We start from the raw sequence: 19,174 nt of genomic DNA on the forward strand, positions 1-19,174 counted from the left end.
CCGCGCAGCCGGCCGCAGCCGCCGCGCCGGTCGCTGCGCCTGCCAACGACAGCGGTGCCGGCCAGATGGCCGCTGCTGCCGGCGGTGGCGCGGGAGCGTCGGGCCTGATCGCTCTGGCCCAGCGCCTCCACGACGAGCACGTCGCTGAGGGCCAGGGCCAGCGGGACAAGCTCATCGCCGAGGCCCAGCGCAAGCACGACGAGCTCGTCAAGGCCGGTCAGGGCAAGCACGACGAGCTGCTGTCCACGGGTCAGGCCAAGCACGACGACTTCGTCAAGACCGGTCAGGGCAAGCGCGACCAGTTCGTCGGCGAGGGCACGACCCAGCGCGACAAGCTGATCTCCGACGCCCAGGCCAAGAGCACGACGATGGTCAGCGAGGCCGAGACCCAGCGCAAGAAGATCCTCGACGACCTCAACGCGCAGAAGTCGAAGCTCGAGACCCAGATCGCGGAGCTGACGACCTACGAGCGCGATTACCGTCGCAAGCTCAAGGACTTCATCGCCTCGCAGCTCAAGGGGATCGAGGGCTCCACCTCGGTTGCTCCGCAGACCAGCTCCAAGAGCTGATCACGAGCACGGCACGACCCCACCAAGCGGCGGCTTCCCGACAGCGGGAGGCCGCCGCTTCGTGCAGTGCAGGTCCCCTGGGATGGCCACGCGGTAAATGTGGCCCGCTCCTACCGACATCTGCGCCAAAACGTCGTACTCTTCGGTGACTCTGGTCCGTGCAGGGTGCGGACCCACCGAACTGAGGACGGTCATGGCGGCGAACAAGACGGCCAAGGCGGGCGTGAAGCCCGCGAAGGGCGCTGTGCGGGCGACAGCGAAGAAGGTCACCGACGCACCGGCGAAGAAGGCTGCCGCGAAAAGGGCTCCGGCCGACACGAAGGCTCCGGCTGAGAAGAAGGCTCCTGCCAAGAAGACCCCGGCGAAGAAGGCTCCTGCGAAGACGTCCTCGACCACGCGACTCGTCGTCCGCGAGGACGAGAGCCCGTGGACGGCCAAGGAGCTCAAGGAGGTCCGGGCCGAGCTCGAGTCGGAGATCGAGCGGCTGACCACCGAGATCACCACAGCCGAGACCGATCTGAGCGAGTTCCTCAAGGAACCGATCGACGGAGCGGGCGATGACCAGGCCGACGCGGGCGCCAAGTCCTTCGAGCGCGAGCACGAGCTGAACCTCGTCGCCGGAGCCCGGACGGGCCTGGAGCAGAACCAGCACGCGCTCGACCGACTCGAGGACGGCACCTACGGGATCTGCGAGTCCTGTGGCAACCCGATCGGCAAGCTTCGACTGCAGGCCTATCCTCGTGCGACCCTGTGCATGACATGCAAGAGTCGACAGGAGCGGCGCTGAGCGCCCCACGCACCCCAGACGATGACGGCACCCCGGCGGCGAATGCCCGCCCCGGGGTGCTTCGTCGGTACGTCCTCGCCGCGATCCTCGCCCTGGCGCTGGATCAGGCATCCAAGGTCTGGGCGCTCGCCGAGCTCGGCGACGGTCGCAGCCGGCCGCTCATCGGTGAGCTGCTCTCCCTTCGCCTGATCCACAACTCCGGAGCCGCCTTCTCCATCGGTGACTCGATGACCTGGGTGATGACCCTCGTCGCCGTGTGCGTCACGCTGGCGATCCTGTGGGCCTCGCGACGCGTCGCCTCGACCCACTGGGGGCTGGCCCTGGGCATGCTCCTCGGCGGCTCCCTGGGCAACCTGTACGACCGGTTCTTCCGCCCGCCGGGCCCGTTGCGGGGGCATGTCGTGGACTTCATCGACTATGGCGGTCTCTTCGTCGGCAACATCGCCGACATCGCCATCGTCGCGGGAGCGGCCATGCTCATCTGGTTGGTCTTCACCAACCAGGGCCTGGACGGCTCCCGACCCCAGCACGCCAAGGAGCAGACCGATGAGTGAGACCCGCAATGTCCTCGTCCCCGACGGACTCGAGGGCGAACGCGTGGACGCCGCGGTGGCCCGCCTCTTCGGCCTCTCGCGCACCCGCGCCGCAGAGATGGCGGCAGAGGGCAAGATCTTGGTCGACGGCGCCCACGTCGCCAAGTCCGCACGCGTCATGGCCGGCTCGCAGGTGGAGATCACCCTGCCGTCGGTCGACGAGGGCCCGACCGTGGCGGTCGTCGCCGAGCCGGTCCCCGGCATGCGGATCATCCACGACGACGACGACATCGTGGTCGTCGACAAGCCCGTCGGTGTCGCGGCGCACCCCAGCGTCGGCTGGTCGGGTCCCGACGTCCTCGGTGGCCTGGCCGCGGCCGGCTACCGGATCTCCACGAGCGGGGCGAGCGAGCGGCAGGGCATCGTCTCGCGCCTGGACGTCGGCACCTCTGGGCTGATGGTCGTGTGCAAGAGCGAGCACGGTTACTCCGTGCTCAAGCGCGCCTTCAAGGAGCGCACGGTCGACAAGACCTACCACGCACTCGTCCAGGGCCTGCCCGACCCGCACGTCGGCACGATCGACGCCCCCATCGGGCGCCACCCGAGCGGCGACTACAAGTTCGCCGTCATGGACTCCGGCAAGCACGCGATCACGCACTACGAGCTCCTCGAGGCCTTCCGTCACGCCTCGCTGCTCGAGGTCACCCTCGAGACCGGTCGCACCCACCAGATCAGGGTGCACATGGCCGCACTGCGCCACCCCTGCGTCGGCGACCCGACCTACGGCGCCGACCCCACCCTGGGCAAGAAGCTCGGGCTGGAACGGCAGTGGCTGCACGCCAAGGGGCTGGGCTTCGTCCACCCCGGCACCGGGGACTACGTGCACTTCGAGAGCACCTACCCGGACGACCTGCAGCTCGCCCTGGACCGCCTCGCCGACATGTCCTGATGGCTCACGGCGTAGGGGGAGCCTCCCGTTGCCCGGGAGGCTCCCCCTTCGCGCTGTGGTCGGTCAGTTGACCTGGCGCTTGCGCCCCTCCCAGTAGGGGGCGCGCAGCTTGAACTTCTGCAGCTTGCCGGTGGCCGTGCGGGCCAGCTCCTCGCGGAACTCGATGGAGGTCGGGGCCTTGTAGCCGGCCGCCTTGGACTTGCACCAGGCGATGAGGTCGGCCTCGGTGGCCGTGGAGCCCTCGCTGACGACCACGAGGGCCATGATCGTCTCGCCCCACTTGTCGTGCGGGATGCCGATGACGGCGACCTCGGTGACGTCCGGGTGGGAGAAGAGGACGTCCTCGACCTCGACCGACGAGACATTTTCGCCGCCGGTGATGATGACGTCCTTCTTGCGGTCACTGATGGTCACGTAGCCGTCGTCGGTGATCGTGCCGCCGTCGCCGGTGTGGAACCAGCCGCCGTCGAAGGTGCGCTCGGTCTCCTCGGGCAGCTCCCAGTAGCCCTCCATGACCACATTGCTGCGGGCGAGGACCTCGCCGCTCTCCTCGTCGACCGTCATCGTGCAGCCGATGGCGGGGGAGCCGGCGCGCACGAGCTTGGCGGCACGGTCCTGCGGCGACAGGTCGTCCCACTCGGCGCGGGTGCGGTTGATCGTCAGCAGGGGAGAGGTCTCGGTGAGCCCGTAGATCTGGATGAACTCCCAGCCCAGCTCCTCCTCGACGCGGGCGATGGTCTGCGTGGGCGGCGGCGCGCCGGCGACGATGATGCGGACCCTGTCCCGACCGGGGATCTCGCCCTCCCACTCGGCCGCCGCTGCCAGCACGGAGTTGACCACGGCCGGGGCCGCGCACATGACCGTCACGCCGTGCTGCTGCACGCGGCGCAGAATCTCGGCGCCGTCGATCTTGCGGATGACGACGTGCTGGGCGCCCACGCCGGTCATGGCGAAGGGCATGCCCCAGCCGTTGGCGTGGAACATCGGCAGCGTGTGCAGGTAGACGTCACGGTCGCTGATGCCCGCGTGCAGACCAAAGGTGACGGCGTTGGTCCAGATGTTGCGGTGGGTGATCTGCACACCCTTGGGGCGAGCCGTCGTGCCCGAGGTGTAGTTGATCGTCGCGATGGCCGACTCGTCGGCCTCCCACGGCCGGGGCTGGGCCGTCGCGGGGTCGATCCCCCCGAAGAGGTGCTCGTCCTCGCCGATGACGAAGGTGTGCTCGGCCGAGACCTCGTCGATGAGAGAAGTCAGCTCGGGGTCGATGTAGAGCACGCGGGCACCCGAGTGCTCGACGATGAACTTGACCTCCTCGGGCGCGAGGCGGAAGTTGATGGGCACCAGGACACGACCGGAGCCGGAGACACCGAAAAAGCTCGTGAGCAGGCGGGCCGAGTTGTGCGAGACGACCGCGACCCGGTCGCCGACCTGGATGCCCAGCGAGTCAAGGTGCGCGGCCTGGGCGGTGGCGAGCTGGCGCATGCGGGCATAGGTGACGTCCTGCAGCGGCGGGGCCGGCTGGTCCGGCTCGTCGACGACGGCGACGCGCTCTCCGTAGACGGCCGCAGCGCGGTCGATGAAGTCGTTGACGGTCATGGGGACGAACATCCCGGGGCCCTCCGTGGGTGTAGACAGCGGTGTCATTCCCGACGGTAGACCCCCGTCGACCCCGCGGGAAGCAGGCATTCCATCGCGACGCGCCGAGTGGTGGCCACGGGGCGACCGACGGCGTGCTGGGTTGTCGCAGGGTCGATCTAGACTCGGGTCGATGTCCGAGCTGCCGCGTTCCGAAAACTTCGTCCACCTGCACAACCACACCGAGTACTCCATGCTCGATGGGGCTGCGCGGATCAAGGACATGTTCTCGACCGCCCAGGAGATGGGCATGCCGGCGATCGCGATGACCGACCACGGCTATCTCTTCGGGGCGCACGAGTTCTGGAAGACGGCGCAGTCCTACGACGTCAAGCCGATCATCGGGCTCGAGGCCTATGTCGCGCCCGGCACGCACCGCACCGACAAGACCCGCGTCAAGTGGGGCGATGAGCGCACCAACCCGCGTGATGACATCTCCGGTGGTGGCGCGTACACCCACATGACGCTGCTGGCCCGCAACAACACCGGCATGCACAACCTCTTCAAGATGGGCTCGCGCGCCTCCCTCGACTCCGTCTTCGCCAAGTGGCCCCGCCTGGACCGCGAGCTGCTCTCCCAGTACGGCGACGGGCTCGTCGCGACCACGGGCTGTCCCTCGGGCGAGATCCAGACCCGGCTGCGCCTCGGGCAGTACGACAAGGCCATCGAGGCGGCCTCGGAGTTCCGCGACATCTTCGGCAAGGAGCACTACTTCCTCGAGCTGATGGACCACGGCAACGAGATCGAGCGCCGGGTGCGCGAGGACCTCATGCGCCTGGCCAAGGACCTGCAGCTGCCGCTCCTGGCGACCAATGACCTGCACTACGTGGCCCAGGGCGACGCGATCGCCCAGGACGCGCTGCTGTGCATCAACTCCGGGTCCAAGCTGCACGACCCGGACCGTTTTTCCTTCGACGGCGAGGGCTACTACCTCAAGTCGCCGGCCGAGATGCGTCACCTGTGGCGCGAGCTGCCGGACGCGTGCGACAACACGCTCCTCGTGGCGGACATGTGCGAGGTCTCCTTCGTCGAGGGCGAAGGGCGGTACATGCCGCGCTTCGAGTGCCCGCCGGGGGAGTCGGAGCAGTCCTGGTTCATCAAGGAGATCCAGACGGGACTCGGCCGCCGCTTCCCCGACGGCATCCCGGAGTACGCGCAAAAGCAAGCCGACTACGAGATCGACGTCATCGTCGGCAAGGGCTACCCCGGTTACTTCCTCGTCGTCGCCGACTTCATCAACTGGGCCAAGGACAACGGCATCCGCGTCGGTCCGGGCCGTGGCTCCGGTGCCGGTTCCATGTGCGCCTACGCCATGGGCATCACCGACCTCGATCCCGTGCCGCACGGCCTGATCTTCGAGCGCTTCCTCAACCCCGAGCGCAAGTCGATGCCTGACTTCGACGTCGACTTCGACGAGCGCCGACGCTCTGAGGTCATCCGCTATGTCTCCGACAAGTACGGCGACGACCGGGTCGCGATGATCGCCACCTACGGCACGATCAAGGCCAAGCAGTCCGTCAAGGACGCCGCACGCGTCATGGGCCACCCCTTCAACGTCGGCGAGCAGCTGACCAAGGCGATGCCCGCCGATGTCATGGGCAAGGGCGTGCCCCTGGCCAAGATGTGGGACAAGGAGCACGACCGCTACGGCGAGGGGCAGGAGTTCCGCGAGCTCGTCGAGTCCGAGAAGCACCTGGGTGAGGTCGTCGACCTGGCCAAGGGCCTCGAGGGGCTCAAGCGTCAGTGGGGCGTCCACGCCGCCGGCGTCATCATGAGCAGCGAGCCGCTCATCGACGTCATCCCGATCATGCGCCGCCTCCAGGACGGGCAGGTCCTCACGCAGTTCGACTACCCGACGTGCGAGACGCTCGGCCTGGTCAAGATGGACTTCCTGGGTCTGCGCAACCTGACGATCCTCGACGACGCCCTGATCAACATCAAGGCCAACCGCGGCGAGGACATCGACCTCGACGCGCTCAGCAAGGACATGACCGACAAGGCGACCTACCGCCTGCTCTCGCGCGGTGACACGCTCGGCGTCTTCCAGCTCGACGGTGGCGGCATGCGCACCCTGCTGCGGCTGATGCAGCCGGACAACTTCGAGGACATCTCCGCAGCCCTCGCGCTCTACCGACCCGGCCCGATGGGTGTCAACGCGCACACCAACTTCGCGCTGCGCAAAAATGGCCGCCAGGAGGTCATCCCGCTCGACCCGCAGCTGAAGGGCAAGCTCCAGCAGGAGATGGTCGATGCCCTCGACCCGATCCTCAAGACGACCCACGGCCTGGTGATCTACCAGGAGCAGGTCATGGAGATCGCGCAGAAGCTCGCCGGGTACACCCTCGGCAACGCCGACCTGCTGCGTCGTGCCATGGGCAAGAAGAAGAAGGAGGTCCTCGACAAGGAGTACGTCCCCTTCTCCGAGGGCATGAAGGCGCAGGGCTTCAACGAGGCCTCCATCGCCGCGCTGTGGGGCGTCCTCGTGCCCTTCTCCGACTACGCCTTCAACAAGGCGCACACCGCTGCCTACGGTCTCGTCTCGTACTGGACGGCTTACCTCAAGGCCAACTACCCGGCCGAGTACATGGCGGCCCTGCTGACCTCGGTCGGTGACGACAAGGACAAGTCGGCGCTCTACCTCAACGAGTGCCGTCGCATGGGCATCAAGGTGCTGCCCCCCTCGGTCAACGAGTCGGTCGGGACCTTCGCCGCCGTGGGTAGCGACATCCGCTTCGGCCTGCACGCGATCCGCAATGTCGGCCGCAATGTCGTCGACGGGATCGTGTCGGCCCGCGAGGACAAGGGGGACTTCACCTCCTTCGACGACTTCCTCGCCAAGTGCCCCGCGCCGGTGTGCAACAAGCGCACCATCGAGTCGCTCATCATGGGCGGCGCCTTCGACGACCTCGGCCACCCGCGCCAGGGGCTGGTCATGGTCCACGAGGAGTACGTCGACGCCTTCGTCGGGGTCAAGCGCCAGGAGGCCATCGGCCAGGACTCGCTGTGGGACATGTTCGGTGGCGGCGACGACGAGGCCGAGGCGCCCGGTGGCGGCATCGAGGGGATGGGCCTGCGGCCGATCCCCGACGTCGAGTGGAGCAAGCAGACCAAGCTGACCAATGAGCGCGAGATGCTCGGCCTCTACGTCTCCGACCACCCGCTCTTCGGCGTCGAGCACGTGCTGCAGCGCGCCGCCGACACCTCGATCGCGGCGCTGACCCAGCCCGACTCCGGGGTCAAGGAGGGCAGCCATGTCACGGTCGCCGGCCTCGTCACCGGCCTGAGCATCAAGCGCACCAAGAAGGGCGACCTCTGGGCCATCGCGACCGTCGAGGACCTCGAGGGTGCGATCGAGTGCCTCTTCTTCCCCAAGACCTATCTGACGGTGCAGACGATGCTCACCCAGGACATCGTCGCGGTCGTGCGGGGTCGGGTCAATGCCCGCGACGACACCGTCTCGCTCTACGCGGAGGACCTGACGATCCCCGAGATCACCGACGGTCCCCGCGGGCCCGTCGTGCTCACCCTCGACTACGCCCGGGCCACGACCGGGCGCATCGAAGAGGTCAAGCAGGTGCTCGCGCAGCACCCCGGCAGCACCGACGTGCAGATCAAGCTCGTCCAGCCCGGCCGCTCGGTGACGATGTCCGTCGACGCGAGCTATCGGGTCGAACCCACCGAGGCGCTGATCGGCGACCTCAAGGTCATCCTCGGAGCACGGGCGGTGTCAGCATGAGTACAGCACCGGGGCAGCGCCCCACACCTCCCGTCGCCGCGCAGCAGCCGTGGACGCGCACCCACCACGGCGAGGACGTCGCCGACCCCTACGAGTGGCTGCGTGACGGCGAGGCTCCCGAGGTCATCGCGCACCTCGACGCCGAAAATGTCTACGCCGAGGGCACCACGGCGCACCTGGCCCCCCTTCGCCAGCGGCTCTTCGACGAGATCAAGGAGCGCACCCTCGAGACCGACCTGAGCGTGCCCGTCGCCGCCGGGGAGTGGTGGTACTACGCCCGCACCGTCGAGGGCAGCCAGTACGCGATCCAGTGCCGTGCGCCGCTCACCGACCGCGCCGCCGTTCCCGAGCTCGACCCCACCCAGCCGTTGCCGGGGGAGCAGGTGCTCCTCGACGGCAACGAGCTCGCGCAGGGACATGAGTTCTTCTCCCTCGGCGGTTTCGAGATCAGCGCCGACCACTCCCGGATGGCCTATGCGGTCGACGTGACCGGTGACGAACGCTTCGACGTCGTCGTCATGGACATCGCCACCCGCGAGGTCCTCGACCAGGCCGTGACCGGCGCCGGCTACGGGCTCGCTTTTTCCCACGACGCCCGCCACCTCTTCCACATCACCGTCGACGACGCGTGGCGCCCGCACGAGGTGTGGCGCCACGAGGTCGGCACCGCCCGCGAGGCCGACACCCTCGTGCACCGGGAGGACGACGAGCGTTTTTGGATGGGCCTGGGCGCCAGCCGCGACGAGCGATGGATCATGCTCGGCCTCGGCAGCAAGACCACCTCCGAGGTCCACCTCATCGACGCCCACGACCCCACGGGTCCGATGCGCTGCGTCGCCCCCCGGCGTGATGGCATCGACTACGACGTCGAGCCCGCCGACGACCACCTCCTCATCGTGCACAACGAGCGACAGCCCGAGGGAGACCTCGCGTGGGCACCTCTCGACGCCACCAGCCACAAGCAGTGGCAGCCCTTGCTCGAGCGCGCCGAGGGCGAGCGCTTCGTCGGGATCGACGCCTTCGACGACTTCGCGGTCCTGTCACTCCGCGCTGACGGGCTCCCTGCGCTGCGGATCCTGCCGCGGGTCGCGCGCTCGGCCCCCTTCGTCGGGTCTGACTACGGCTCGCCGACCGTCGTGGGCTTCGACGACGAGCTGCACAGCGTGGCCCTCGGTCCGGTCTCGGATCCTGACGCCGACCGCATCCGCGTCATCCACGAGTCGTGGGTGGCGCCGCGCTCCGTCCTCGACGTCGTCGTCGCGACGGGGGAGCGCACCGTCCTCAAACGCCAGCCCGTGCTCGGCGGCGTCGAGCTGAGTGACTACGAGCAGCAGCGCACCTGGGCGACCGCGCCCGATGGCACGCAGGTCCCGGTGTCGCTCGTCATGCGCCGCGGCACCGTTGCCGACGGCACCAACCCCGGACTGCTGTACGGCTACGGCAGCTACGAGATGAGCTTCGACCCGTACTTCTCGATCGCGCGGCTGTCGCTGCTCGACCGAGGGCTGGTCTACGCCGTGGCGCACGTGCGCGGTGGCGGTGAGCTCGGTCGGCACTGGTACGACGACGGCAAGATGCTGGCCAAGCGCAACACCTTCACCGACTTCGTCGCGGCGGCCGAGCACCTCCACGAGACCGGCTGGGTGGCCCGTGACCGCCTCGCTGCCGAAGGGGGGTCCGCCGGCGGTCTGCTCGTCGGCGCGGCGACCAACCTCGCGCCCGACCGCTTCGCGGCCGTGCTCGCCGCGGTGCCCTTCGTCGACGCGCTGACCACGATCCTGCGGCCCGACCTGCCGCTGACGGTGGGCGAGTGGGAGGAGTGGGGCAACCCGCTGGAGGACCCGCAGGTCTATGCCTACATGCGTGGATACAGCCCCTACGAAAACATCGCGCCCGTGGAGTACCCCGCGATCCTCGCGACGACCTCGCTGCACGACACCCGGGTCTACTTCACCGAGCCGGCCAAGTGGGTGGCCCGGCTGCGCGAGGTGACCTCGCACGATGCCGAGCGCCCGATCCTGCTGCGCACGGAGATGAGCGCCGGGCACGGTGGCCGTTCGGGCCGTTACGACGCCTGGGAGCAGACCGCGTGGGAGTGGGCCTGGGTCCTCGACCGCCTCGGCGCGACCCAGCCGGTCGGGTGACCAGCGGGGCTGGTCTCCGGGACTGACCTGCGGGGCCGAGGTGCAGGGCTGAGGTGCGGGCTGACCTGGTGGCTCAGTCGCCGTCGAGCTCCGTGGCCAGCACCGTCGACCACGTGCGCACGATGCGACGACGGCGCTTGGAGTCGTCGGTGAGCAGGTCGGCCAAGGCCAGGCCGCGGCCGAGGTCGAGGGTGGCCTGGATGAGGGTGCGCACGTGCGGGTCGCTGTCGTCGACACCCAGGTGGGTGACCGCCAGGTCATGCACCGACCGCGCGAACCGCCGCTCCAGCGGCGCGATGACCTCGCGCATCTGATCGTCGGCCGCGGCCGCGGTCCACGCGTGCAGAGCCGCTCGGAAGAGCTCGCCGTTGTAGGTCTCCATGAGGGTGGCGACCACGCTCTGCACGCGCGCGGCACCGGTCGTCGTGGGCGGCGGCAGCGCCTCGACCTGCCGTCGCCGCTCCTCGAAGACGTACTCCAGCGCCGCGACGACGAGCGCCTCCCGCGTGGGGAAGTGGTGCTGCAGAGCGCCCCGACTGATCCCGGCCTCGGCAGCGATGACCGCCACCGTGGAGTCGGCCCAGCCTCGCTCGGCGAGGCAGTGGACGGTCGCCTCGAGGAGCCGCTGCCGGGTGACCCGACTGCGGTCCTGCTTGGGCTCGTTGACCGTCCGTGCGGAGGTCATCAGCTGGCCCACCGCGGGGCGCGCTTCTGCATGAAGGACGTCATGCCTTCGCGCGCCTCCTCGCTGACGAAGAGCCGCGAGGACTGCGCGGCGACCCGCTCGCGGTGCGTGTCGATGTACGCGAGGACCTCATGGGTGACCAGTGCCTTGGACTCGCGCAACCCCTGGGGCGAGCACGACCCGAACTCGCCGGTGAGCTGGGCGACCGCGGCGTCGAGCTCGTCGGTGCCGGCCACGGCCTGCGTGACCAGACCCATGCGGGCGGCCTCGACGACGTCGAACCTTGAGCCGGTGAGGAACCATCGCGACGCGGCGCGCGGGTCCAGTCGTGGCAGGACCGTCAGCGAGATCACCGACGCGGCGAGCCCCAGGCGCGACTCGGTGAGGGCATAGGTCGACGCCTCGCTCGCGACGACGATGTCGCACGCGCCGACCAGACCCATGCCGCCGGCGCGGACGTGCCCGTCGATCCGGCCGACGACCGGCTTGGGCAGCCCCACGATCGCCCGCAGCAGGCCGACGAGCTGGTTGGCCCGCTCCAGAGCCGGGTCGTCGGCCGTGGTGCTGCTGGCCTCGGACAGGTCGGCCCCGGCGCAGAAGGTGTTGCCCGTGTGGGTGAGCACCACGCAGCGCACGCCGTCGTCCGCCTCGGCCCTCCCGAGCCCCTCGAGCACCTCGCTGACGAGCTGGTCCGAGAGTGCGTTGCGGTTGTGGGGCGAGTCCAGGGTGATCGTCAGGACGCCAGCGGCGTTGTCCGTCGTGACCCGGGGTCCTTGCGGCGCGCTCATCCTGCGTCATTCCTCTCGTCGCTGTCGAAGCCCTCGTCGTCACTGACGACGGCGAGCGTGACGCCCTGGTCGACCTGCTGGCCGACCGTGGCTGTCACCTGGGTGACGGTACCGGCCGCGGGAGCCGTCACCGTGTGCTCCATCTTCATCGCTTCGAGCGTGAGCATCGGCGCACCCGCCTCGACGACATCGCCGACGGCGACGTGGACGGAGGTGATCGTGCCCGGCATGGGGGCGACGAGCGCACCGGCCGGCGCCTGCGCGGCCGGGTCCACGTACCGCGGCAGCAGCCGCAGCGTCCGCGACCCGAGCGCCGAGTCGACGACGACCGACTCCTCGTCACCGGCGAGCCACGCCACGGCGAAGCGGCGCCGCACGCCGTCGAGGTCGAGGACGACGTCCTGCGCGCTCGCCTCGACGAGCGAGACCTCACCGACGGACGAAGGGAGCGACTCCAGCTGGAGCCCGTCGCGCCCGACCCGGTGGCCGACGGGGACCTCCTCCTCGCCGTGGGCGAAGGTGCGCCGCTGGAAGGTCGAGGGCACATTGCGGTACCCGCTGCTCACCGCACCCACGAAGCGGCGACGCGCCACCTGCCGGGCCCCGTCCGCGACGGCGGCGACGAGCGCGGCCAGGTCGGGGGAGAGGGCGGCGTCCTGCGTCAGCGTCGTGGGGTCGTGGCGCTCGTAGAAGCCGGTGTCTGCGGTGCCCGAGAGGAACTCCTCGTTGGTCAGGCTCGCGACGAGCAGGTCGCGGTTGGTCGTGATGCCGTGGATCCGGCTGTGCCGCAATGCCGCTGCGAGCTCGCGAGCCGCCTCCTCACGGGTAGGGGCGCGGGCGATCACCTTGGCGAGCATCGCGTCGTAGTGGGTGCCGACGACCGAGCCGGTCTCGACACCGGAGTCCAGCCGCACGCCGTGCTCCGACGCGACCTCGAAGCGCGTCGCCACACCGGGGACCTCGATCGCGGCGATCGTGCCCGTCTGCGGGCGCCAGTCGTCGTTCGGGTCCTCCGCGTACAGGCGTGCCTCGATCGACCATCCCCGGGTGACCGGCTCCTGCTCGGGGAGGGACCTCCCTTCGGCCATGTCGATCTGCAGACCGACGAGGTCGGTGCCGGTGACGGACTCGGTGACCGGGTGCTCGACCTGGAGGCGGGTGTTCATCTCGAGGAAGAAGAAGGACCCGTCCGGCAGCGCGAGGAACTCGACGGTGCCGGCGCCGCGGTAGCCGACCGACATGGCCGCGTCGCGACCGGCGCGCAGCAGGCTCTGGCGCATCTGCGGACCGACCTGCTCGACGAGGGGGGAGGGGGCCTCCTCGATGACCTTCTGGTGTCGACGCTGCAGCGAGCACTCGCGCTCGCCGAGCGTCCACACGGTGCCGTGCGCATCGGCCATGACCTGCACCTCGACGTGGTGCCCGCCCTCGAGGTAGCGCTCGACGAAGACCGTCGGGTCGCCGAAGGCGGAAGCCGCTTCGCGGGAGGCCGAGGCCACGGCCTCGTCGACCTCGGCGAGAGTGCGCACGACGCGCATGCCGCGGCCACCACCACCGGCCGAGGCCTTGACGAGCACCGGCAGGTGCTCCTGCGCGACCTCCTCGGGAGCGAGACGCTGCAGGACCGGGACCCCGGCGTCGGCCATGCGCTGCTTGGACTCGACCTTGCTGCCCATGACACGGATGGCCTCGGGGTCGGGGCCGATCCACGTCAGGCCCGCGGCGATGACCTGCTCGGCGAAGTCGGCGCTCTCCGACAGGAAGCCGTAGCCGGGGTGGATCGCGTCGGCACCGGCGCGCTGGGCGGCCCCGATGACGAGGTCACCGCGCAGGTAGGTGTCGGTCGGTGCACTGCCGGGCAGGCGGACGGCGGCATCGGCCTCGCGCACGTGCGGGCTGTCGGCGTCCGCGTCGGAGAAGACGGCGATCGTGGCGATACCCCGCGCACGGCAGGTCGCGAAGACGCGTCGGGCGATCTCGCCGCGGTTGGCCACGAGGATGGAGCGGATCGGGGTGGTGCGGCTCTGCTGGCTCATGCTGCTCCTCACATCCGGAAGACGCCGAAGGACGACGTCCCCTCGACCGGTGCGGTGTGGATGGCGGACAGGGCGATCCCGAGAACGTCCCGGGTGTCGCGGGGGTCGATGATCCCGTCGTCGTAGACGAGACCGGAGAGGACCATCGGCAGCGCCTCGGCGGTGATCTTGCCCTCGATGAAGGCACGCATCGCCTGGGCGCCCTCCTCGTCGAAGGGCTTGTCCTGGGCGAGGGCGGAGGCCTTGGACACCGAGTAGGCGACATCGGCCAGCTGCTGGGCGCCCATGACGGAGGAGCGCGCGGAGGGCCAGGTGAAGACGAACCGGGGGTCGTAGGCACGGCCGCACATCCCGTAGTGCCCGGCGCCGTAGGAGTTGCCGAGCAGCACCGAGATGTGGGGGACCGTCGAGTTGGACACCGCGTTGATCATCATCGCGCCGTGCTTGATGATGCCGCCCTGCTCGTACTCCTTGCCGACCATGTAGCCGGTGGTGTTGTGCAGGAAGAGCAGCGGGGTGTTGCTGCGGTTGGCCAGCTGGATGAACTGGGTCGCCTTTTGCGACTCCTCGCTGAAGAGCACGCCCCGGGCATTGGCGAGGATCCCGACGGGGAAGCCGTGCAGCTGCGCCCACCCGGTGACCAGGGACGAGCCGTAGAGCGGCTTGAACTCGTCGAAGTCGCTGTCGTCGACGATCCGGGCGATGACCTCACGCGGGTCGAAGGGGGACTTCAGGTCCGGCGGGACGATGCTCAGCAGGTCCCCGGCCGGGTAGCGCGGCGGCTTCGGCTCGGCCGTCGCGGGACCGGCCGCCTTGCGGTGGTTCAACCGGGAGACGATGTCGCGGCCGATCCGGATCGCGTCCTGCTCGTCGCGGGCGAAGTGGTCGGCGAGCCCCGAGACGCGGGCGTGCATGTCGGCGCCGCCCAGGGACTCCTCGTCGGACTCCTCACCGGTGGCCGCCTTGACGAGCGGGGGACCGGCGAGGAAAACCTTGGACTGCTCCTCGATCATCACGACGTGGTCGCTCATGCCCGGCAGGTAGGCGCCGCCGGCGGTGGAGTTGCCGAAGACCAGCGCGATCGTCGGGATGCCCTCCTTGGACAGGCGCGTGAGATTGCGGAAGATCGCGCCGCCGGGGATGAAGATGTCCTTCTGCGTCGGCAGGTCGGCCCCGCCGGACTCGACGAGGGAGATCACCGGCAGCCGGTTGGCCAGCGCGATCTCGTGCATGCGCAGCGACTTCTTCAGCGACCACGGGTTGCTCGCGCCGCCCTTGACCGTCGGGTCGTTGGCGACGACGAGGCACTCCACGCCGGAGACCAGGCCGATGCCGGCGACGACCGAGCCGCCGATCGTGAAGTCCGAGCCGTAGCCGGCGAGGGTCGCCAGCTCGAGGAAGGGGGACTCCAGGTCGAGGAGGAGCTCGATGCGTTCGCGGGCGGCGAGCTTGCCGCGGCCGTGGTGCCGGGCCATGTACTTGTCACCACCACCGGCGACGGCCTTGGCCACCTCGACGTCGATCTCCGCGAGCTGCTCGCGCATCGCCGTCGCGGCCGCCTGCGCCTCCGGGGAGGTCAGGTCCAGCGTGCTGCTGAGGATCGTCATGCCACCAGTCCCAATCGTCGTGCGGCCATCTGGCCCAGGATCTCGACGGTGCCCCCGCCGATGCCGAGGATGCGCATGTCGCGGTACTGCCGCTCCACCTCGCACTCGGCCATGTAGCCCATCCCGCCGAAGAGCTGGACTGCCTGGTGAGCGACCCATTCGCCGGCCTGCGTCGCGGTGTTCTTGGCGAAGCAGACAGCCGGGATGAGGTCCGTGAGCGGCTCGCCGTCCTCGAAGCGGTCGACGAGAGCGCGCGTGTAGGTGCGGGCGACGTCGATGCGCGAGGTCATCTCGACGAGCGTCGACTGCACGGTCTGCCGGGCGATGAGCGGCTCGCCGAAGGTCTCCCGGTCGCGGCACCACTGCGTCGCCAGGTCGAGGCAGCGCTGCGCCTGCGAGTAGGCCTGCGCGGCGATCGCGATCCGCTCGGTGAGGAAGGCGCTGCCGATGAGCAGGAAGCCGGCGTTCTCCGGGCCGATGAGGTGGTCCGCCGGGACCCGCACGTCGGTGTAGGACAGCTCCGCGGTGTCGGAGGAGCGCCAGCCCATCGTGTCGAGCTCGCGGGTCACCTGGAAGCCGGGGGTGTCGGTCGGGACGACGATGAGCGACAGGCCGCGGGCGCCGGGGTTGTCGGCGCCGCCGGTGCGCACCGCGGTCGTGACGAAGTCGGCCCGCACGCCCGAGGTGATGTAGGTCTTGGCGCCGTTGATGACGTACTCGTCACCCTCACGCCGCGCGGTCGTGCGCAGGTGGCCGACATCGGATCCGCCACCGGGCTCGGTGATGCCCAGGGCGCCGATCATCTCGCCGGCCAGGGTCGGAGCGACCCACCGGTCGATCTGCGCCTGGTCGCTGGCCGTGACGATGTGCGGGCAGGCGATGCCGGCGGTGAAGAGGGAGGCGTAGACGCCGCCGGCCCCGCCGGCCTCGTGGAAGGCCTCGGTGACGGTGACGGAGGCCCGCTGGCCGGCGCCGCCGCCGCCTGCGGTCTCGGGGAACCCGACACCGATGAGACCGAGGTCCCCGGCGGTGCGGTGCAGCTCGCGCGGGATCCGGCCCACGCGCTCCCACTCGTCCTGGTGCGGCAGGACCTCACGACGGACGAGCTGCGTCGTCGTGTCGCGCAGCGCCCGCATCTCGTCGGACTGCCACTCGCGGTGACTCATCGCTCCTCCACGGGGACCAGGGACTCGGGGATGTCGACGTGCCGGGCGCGCAGCCACTCCGCCAGCCCCTTGGCCTGCGGGTCGAAGCGGGCGTTGTAGGCGACGCCCTCACCGAGGAGGCCCTCGATGACGACGTTGATGGCGCGCAGGTTGGGCAGCGCGGTCACGGTCACCGGCAGGTCGGCAGTCTCGGGGAGCAGCTGGCGGACGCGCTCAGGGGTGAGCAGTGCACGAAGCCACTGCCACCCGGCGTCCCCGGTGTCCTCGCGCACCCAGACCCCGACATTGGCATTGCCGCCCTTGTCGCCCGAGCGGCCCCCGGCGATGGTGCCGAGGGGGGCCCGGACGGTCGCCGCGGTTGGGGCCTGGACCTGGGGCCTGGTCTGGGGCTGAGCCGAAGGGGGGTCCGTCAGCGGCTCGAGCGCGCGCGTCGTCGTCGGCGCCGGGATGGACTCGACCCTCCCGTCGTCGAGGACCACCTCGTGCTGCGGGATCCCCTGTGGCACATGGCCGGCGGTGAAGACGCCGTAGGGCGTCGCCGCCGACGGGGGCGCGGTGGTGTGGAAGCCCGGGTAGGAACCGAGCGCGATCTCGATGGCCGCGTTGGAGAAGGGACGACCGACGACCGTGGGGTCGGCGTCGCGGGCGACGACAGTGAGCATCGCGGCACCCTGCTGCTGGGTGGCCGGGTCCTCGTGGTCGGTCCGGGCGAGCGTCCACGTCAGCTCGTCGGGCGAAGTGGTCAGGGCGTGCTCGAACTGGCGCCGCACGAGCTGCGCCTTGGCCTCGATGTCCAGCCCGGTGAGCACCATCGTCATCTCGTTGCGGAAACCACCGAGGGAGGTCAGCGACACCTTGAGGTCCGGCGGCGGGGCCTCGCCCCGGGCCCCGGTCATCGCGACCCGGTCCGGGCCGTCCTGCCGAAGGGAGATCGAGTCCAGTCGCGTGGTGACGTCCGGGCCGGGGTAGCGCGCGTCCTGCACCTCGTAGAGCAGCTGGCTGACGACGGTGTCGACTGTGACGGTGCCCGTGGTGCCGGGGTGCTTGGTGATGACGCTCGACCCGTCAGGAAAGATCTCGGCGATCGGGAAGCCCGGGTGAACCAGGTCGCTCACCTCGGTGAAGAAGGCGTAGTTTCCGCCGGTCGCCTGCGTCCCGCACTCGATGACGTGGCCGGCAGCCGTCGCGCCCGCGAGCGCGTCGTGGTCCTCGCGTCCCCACCCGAAGTGGGCGATGGCCGGCCCGACGATGACCGAGGCGTCGGTGACGCGACCGGTGACGACGATGTCGGCGCCGGAGGCGACGGCGCGGGCGATGCCGAAGCCGCCGAGGTAGGCGTGGGCGCCCAAGGGCGCGCCCAGGCCGAGGTCGGCCGCTCGCGGCCCGAGGTCGTCGCCGCGGACGTGTGCCACCGTGGGGGACAGGCCCTGCTCGGTGGCCAGCTCGCGGATCGCGGTGACGAGGCCGGCCGTGTTGACCCCGCCGGCGTTGGCGACGATCGTCACGCCCCGGTCGAGGGCAAGGCCGAGACAGTCCTGCAGCTGGCGCAGGAAGGTCTTGGCGTACCCGGTGCTCGCGTCCTTCATCCGGTCCCTGGCGAGGATGAGCATCGTCAGCTCGGCCAGCCAGTCGCCGGTGAGGACGTCCAGCTCGCCGCCCTCGAGCATCTCGCGCATCGCGGAGAGCCGGTCGCCGTAGAAGCCGGAGCAGTTGCCGACGCGCAGCACCTCGCTCGCGCTGCGCGCTGAGCTGCTCACTGCGCTGCTCATCGCACGGCCTTCGGGGGCGGCCCGGCGAAGGCCTGCGCGAAGCTCAGCCAGTGCTCGGCCTCGCCCGTCGCGACGAGGTCGGTGTCGGCGAGCACGCGGCGCTGCGTGACGACGAGGCAGAAGTCCTCCGCGCTCCCGGACACGCTGTCGGCGCCACCCCCTTCGCCCCACGTCCACAGGTCACCGTCCGGTGCGGTGAGCTCGATCCGGAAGGGGGCGGGCGGGGGCGTGAGGTCGTTGATCAGGTAGGCGAAGTCGCGGGTGCGCACCCCGAGGTGGCAGATGTCGCGCAGCCGTGGCGTCGGCTCGCGCCGTACCGCCAGGGCGTCGGCGACGTCCTGGCCGTGCGCCCAGGTCTCCATCAGCCGGGCGGTGGACATCGAGCGGGCGCTCATCGGTGGTCCGAACCACGGCAGCTTGGTCCCCTCGGGGACGGCGCGCAGGGCCTCGGCCAGGCGCTCGCGGCCGGTGCGCCACCGGGTGAGCAGCTCGGCCGGGGGAGCCGCTGCCCCCTTCGCCGCCTGCTCGTCGACGTGCCCGGTGACATTGCGCAGGGCGGCCTCGATCTCCGCGGCGAAGCCGTCGGGGTCGGTCGTGGCGAGGTGTGCGACCTCGTCGGTCCACGTCAGGTGCGCGATCTGATGCGCGATGGTCCACCCCTGTGCGGGCGTGGGCCGGGACCAGTCGCTCGCGTCGAGGGGGGCGACGAGCGCATCGAGATCGGTGCACTCGTCGAGGAAGGCGGCCACGGTGTCGCTCATGCGGCGAGA

General features: G+C 70.2%; 13 protein-coding genes and 1 pseudogene. 6 read left to right on the plus strand and 8 right to left on the minus strand.

Annotated features, from left to right (window positions below; genetic code table 11):
* The 4 genes and pseudogenes from JLI01S_RS17100 to JLI01S_RS03710 form a co-directional block, all read left to right on the plus strand.
* Positions 1-569: pseudogene (locus tag JLI01S_RS17100) on the plus strand (DivIVA domain-containing protein); the annotation flags it as partial.
* Between the two features lie 193 nt (positions 570-762).
* Positions 763-1,356 carry a TraR/DksA family transcriptional regulator gene (locus JLI01S_RS03700; RefSeq protein ID WP_068260156.1) on the plus strand — a complete coding sequence of 198 codons (594 nt, stop codon included), beginning with the start codon at positions 763-765 and terminating at the stop codon, positions 1,354-1,356.
* Positions 1,329-1,910: a signal peptidase II gene (lspA, locus tag JLI01S_RS03705; protein WP_245634516.1), complete on the plus strand. Its 582-nt coding sequence runs from the start codon at positions 1,329-1,331 to the stop codon at positions 1,908-1,910. Before JLI01S_RS03700 ends, lspA begins: the two co-directional genes overlap by 28 nt.
* Entirely contained in the window at positions 1,903-2,838 is a 936-nt protein-coding gene (locus JLI01S_RS03710; protein ID WP_068260165.1) for an RluA family pseudouridine synthase, read from the plus strand. Before lspA ends, JLI01S_RS03710 begins: the two co-directional genes overlap by 8 nt.
* Positions 2,839-2,901: 63 nt before the next feature.
* Here JLI01S_RS03710 and JLI01S_RS03715 read toward each other — a convergent pair whose 3' ends face one another.
* Entirely contained in the window at positions 2,902-4,434 is a 1,533-nt protein-coding gene (locus JLI01S_RS03715) for an AMP-binding protein (RefSeq protein WP_245634517.1), read from the minus strand.
* 172 nt (positions 4,435-4,606) lie between these two features.
* Between JLI01S_RS03715 and dnaE the strand changes: the two genes are divergently transcribed.
* Together dnaE and JLI01S_RS03725 are read left to right on the plus strand one after the other, a co-directional pair.
* A complete protein-coding gene (gene dnaE, locus JLI01S_RS03720) occupies positions 4,607-8,209 on the plus strand; it encodes a DNA polymerase III subunit alpha (RefSeq protein WP_068260171.1) in 3,603 nt (1,200 codons plus the stop codon).
* Positions 8,206-10,353, plus strand: a complete 2,148-nt coding sequence (locus tag JLI01S_RS03725; RefSeq protein ID WP_068260173.1) for a S9 family peptidase — start codon at positions 8,206-8,208, stop codon at positions 10,351-10,353. The genes dnaE and JLI01S_RS03725 overlap by 4 nt, the downstream gene beginning before the upstream one ends.
* A 73-nt stretch (positions 10,354-10,426) precedes the next feature.
* On the opposite strand, the gene JLI01S_RS03730 is transcribed toward JLI01S_RS03725, so the two are convergent.
* The 7 genes from JLI01S_RS03730 to JLI01S_RS03760 are packed head-to-tail and all read right to left on the minus strand — an operon-like array spanning position 10,427 to position 19,165.
* The gene (locus JLI01S_RS03730; RefSeq protein ID WP_068260463.1) at positions 10,427-11,038 is read right to left on the minus strand and encodes a TetR/AcrR family transcriptional regulator; all 612 of its coding nucleotides are present in this window, start codon (positions 11,036-11,038) and stop codon (positions 10,427-10,429) included.
* On the minus strand, positions 11,038-11,826 hold the full coding sequence (locus tag JLI01S_RS03735; protein WP_068260178.1) for an enoyl-CoA hydratase family protein: 789 nt from the start codon (positions 11,824-11,826) through the stop codon (positions 11,038-11,040). The genes JLI01S_RS03730 and JLI01S_RS03735 overlap by 1 nt, the downstream gene beginning before the upstream one ends.
* Positions 11,823-13,862, minus strand: coding sequence for an ATP-binding protein (locus JLI01S_RS03740; protein WP_068260181.1), 2,040 nt, complete (start codon positions 13,860-13,862; stop codon positions 11,823-11,825). Before JLI01S_RS03740 ends, JLI01S_RS03735 begins: the two co-directional genes overlap by 4 nt.
* Before the next feature lie 8 nt (positions 13,863-13,870).
* Entirely contained in the window at positions 13,871-15,469 is a 1,599-nt protein-coding gene (locus JLI01S_RS03745) for an acyl-CoA carboxylase subunit beta (protein ID WP_068260184.1), read from the minus strand.
* Complete coding sequence (locus tag JLI01S_RS03750; RefSeq protein ID WP_068260189.1) at positions 15,466-16,635, minus strand: acyl-CoA dehydrogenase family protein; 1,170 nt, start codon at positions 16,633-16,635, stop codon at positions 15,466-15,468. The genes JLI01S_RS03745 and JLI01S_RS03750 overlap by 4 nt, the downstream gene beginning before the upstream one ends.
* The gene (locus JLI01S_RS03755; protein ID WP_068260192.1) at positions 16,632-18,404 is read right to left on the minus strand and encodes an acyclic terpene utilization AtuA family protein; all 1,773 of its coding nucleotides are present in this window, start codon (positions 18,402-18,404) and stop codon (positions 16,632-16,634) included. Before JLI01S_RS03755 ends, JLI01S_RS03750 begins: the two co-directional genes overlap by 4 nt.
* Positions 18,401-19,165, minus strand: a complete 765-nt coding sequence (locus JLI01S_RS03760) for a TIGR03084 family metal-binding protein (RefSeq protein ID WP_068260194.1) — start codon at positions 19,163-19,165, stop codon at positions 18,401-18,403. Before JLI01S_RS03760 ends, JLI01S_RS03755 begins: the two co-directional genes overlap by 4 nt.
* Positions 19,166-19,174 lie beyond the last annotated feature (9 nt).

The sequence above is a fragment of the Janibacter limosus NBRC 16128 genome (assembly GCF_001570985.1).
Taxonomy (GTDB): domain Bacteria; phylum Actinomycetota; class Actinomycetes; order Actinomycetales; family Dermatophilaceae; genus Janibacter; species Janibacter limosus.

Coding starts and splice junctions, on each gene's coding strand:
- JLI01S_RS03740 (WP_068260181.1), bottom strand. CDS start 13,862: ATGAGCCAGCAGAGCCGCACCACCCCGATCCGCTCCATCCTCGTGGCC.
- JLI01S_RS03710 (WP_068260165.1), top strand. CDS start 1,903: ATGAGTGAGACCCGCAATGTCCTCGTCCCCGACGGACTCGAGGGCGAA.
- JLI01S_RS03730 (WP_068260463.1), bottom strand. CDS start 11,038: ATGACCTCCGCACGGACGGTCAACGAGCCCAAGCAGGACCGCAGTCGG.
- JLI01S_RS03760 (WP_068260194.1), bottom strand. CDS start 19,165: ATGAGCGACACCGTGGCCGCCTTCCTCGACGAGTGCACCGATCTCGAT.
- JLI01S_RS03745 (WP_068260184.1), bottom strand. CDS start 15,469: ATGACGATCCTCAGCAGCACGCTGGACCTGACCTCCCCGGAGGCGCAG.
- JLI01S_RS03725 (WP_068260173.1), top strand. CDS start 8,206: ATGAGTACAGCACCGGGGCAGCGCCCCACACCTCCCGTCGCCGCGCAG.
- JLI01S_RS03750 (WP_068260189.1), bottom strand. CDS start 16,635: ATGAGTCACCGCGAGTGGCAGTCCGACGAGATGCGGGCGCTGCGCGAC.
- lspA (WP_245634516.1), top strand. CDS start 1,329: ATGCAAGAGTCGACAGGAGCGGCGCTGAGCGCCCCACGCACCCCAGAC.
- dnaE (WP_068260171.1), top strand. CDS start 4,607: ATGTCCGAGCTGCCGCGTTCCGAAAACTTCGTCCACCTGCACAACCAC.
- JLI01S_RS03735 (WP_068260178.1), bottom strand. CDS start 11,826: ATGAGCGCGCCGCAAGGACCCCGGGTCACGACGGACAACGCCGCTGGC.
- JLI01S_RS03715 (WP_245634517.1), bottom strand. CDS start 4,434: ATGACCGTCAACGACTTCATCGACCGCGCTGCGGCCGTCTACGGAGAG.
- JLI01S_RS03700 (WP_068260156.1), top strand. CDS start 763: ATGGCGGCGAACAAGACGGCCAAGGCGGGCGTGAAGCCCGCGAAGGGC.
- JLI01S_RS03755 (WP_068260192.1), bottom strand. CDS start 18,404: ATGAGCAGCGCAGTGAGCAGCTCAGCGCGCAGCGCGAGCGAGGTGCTG.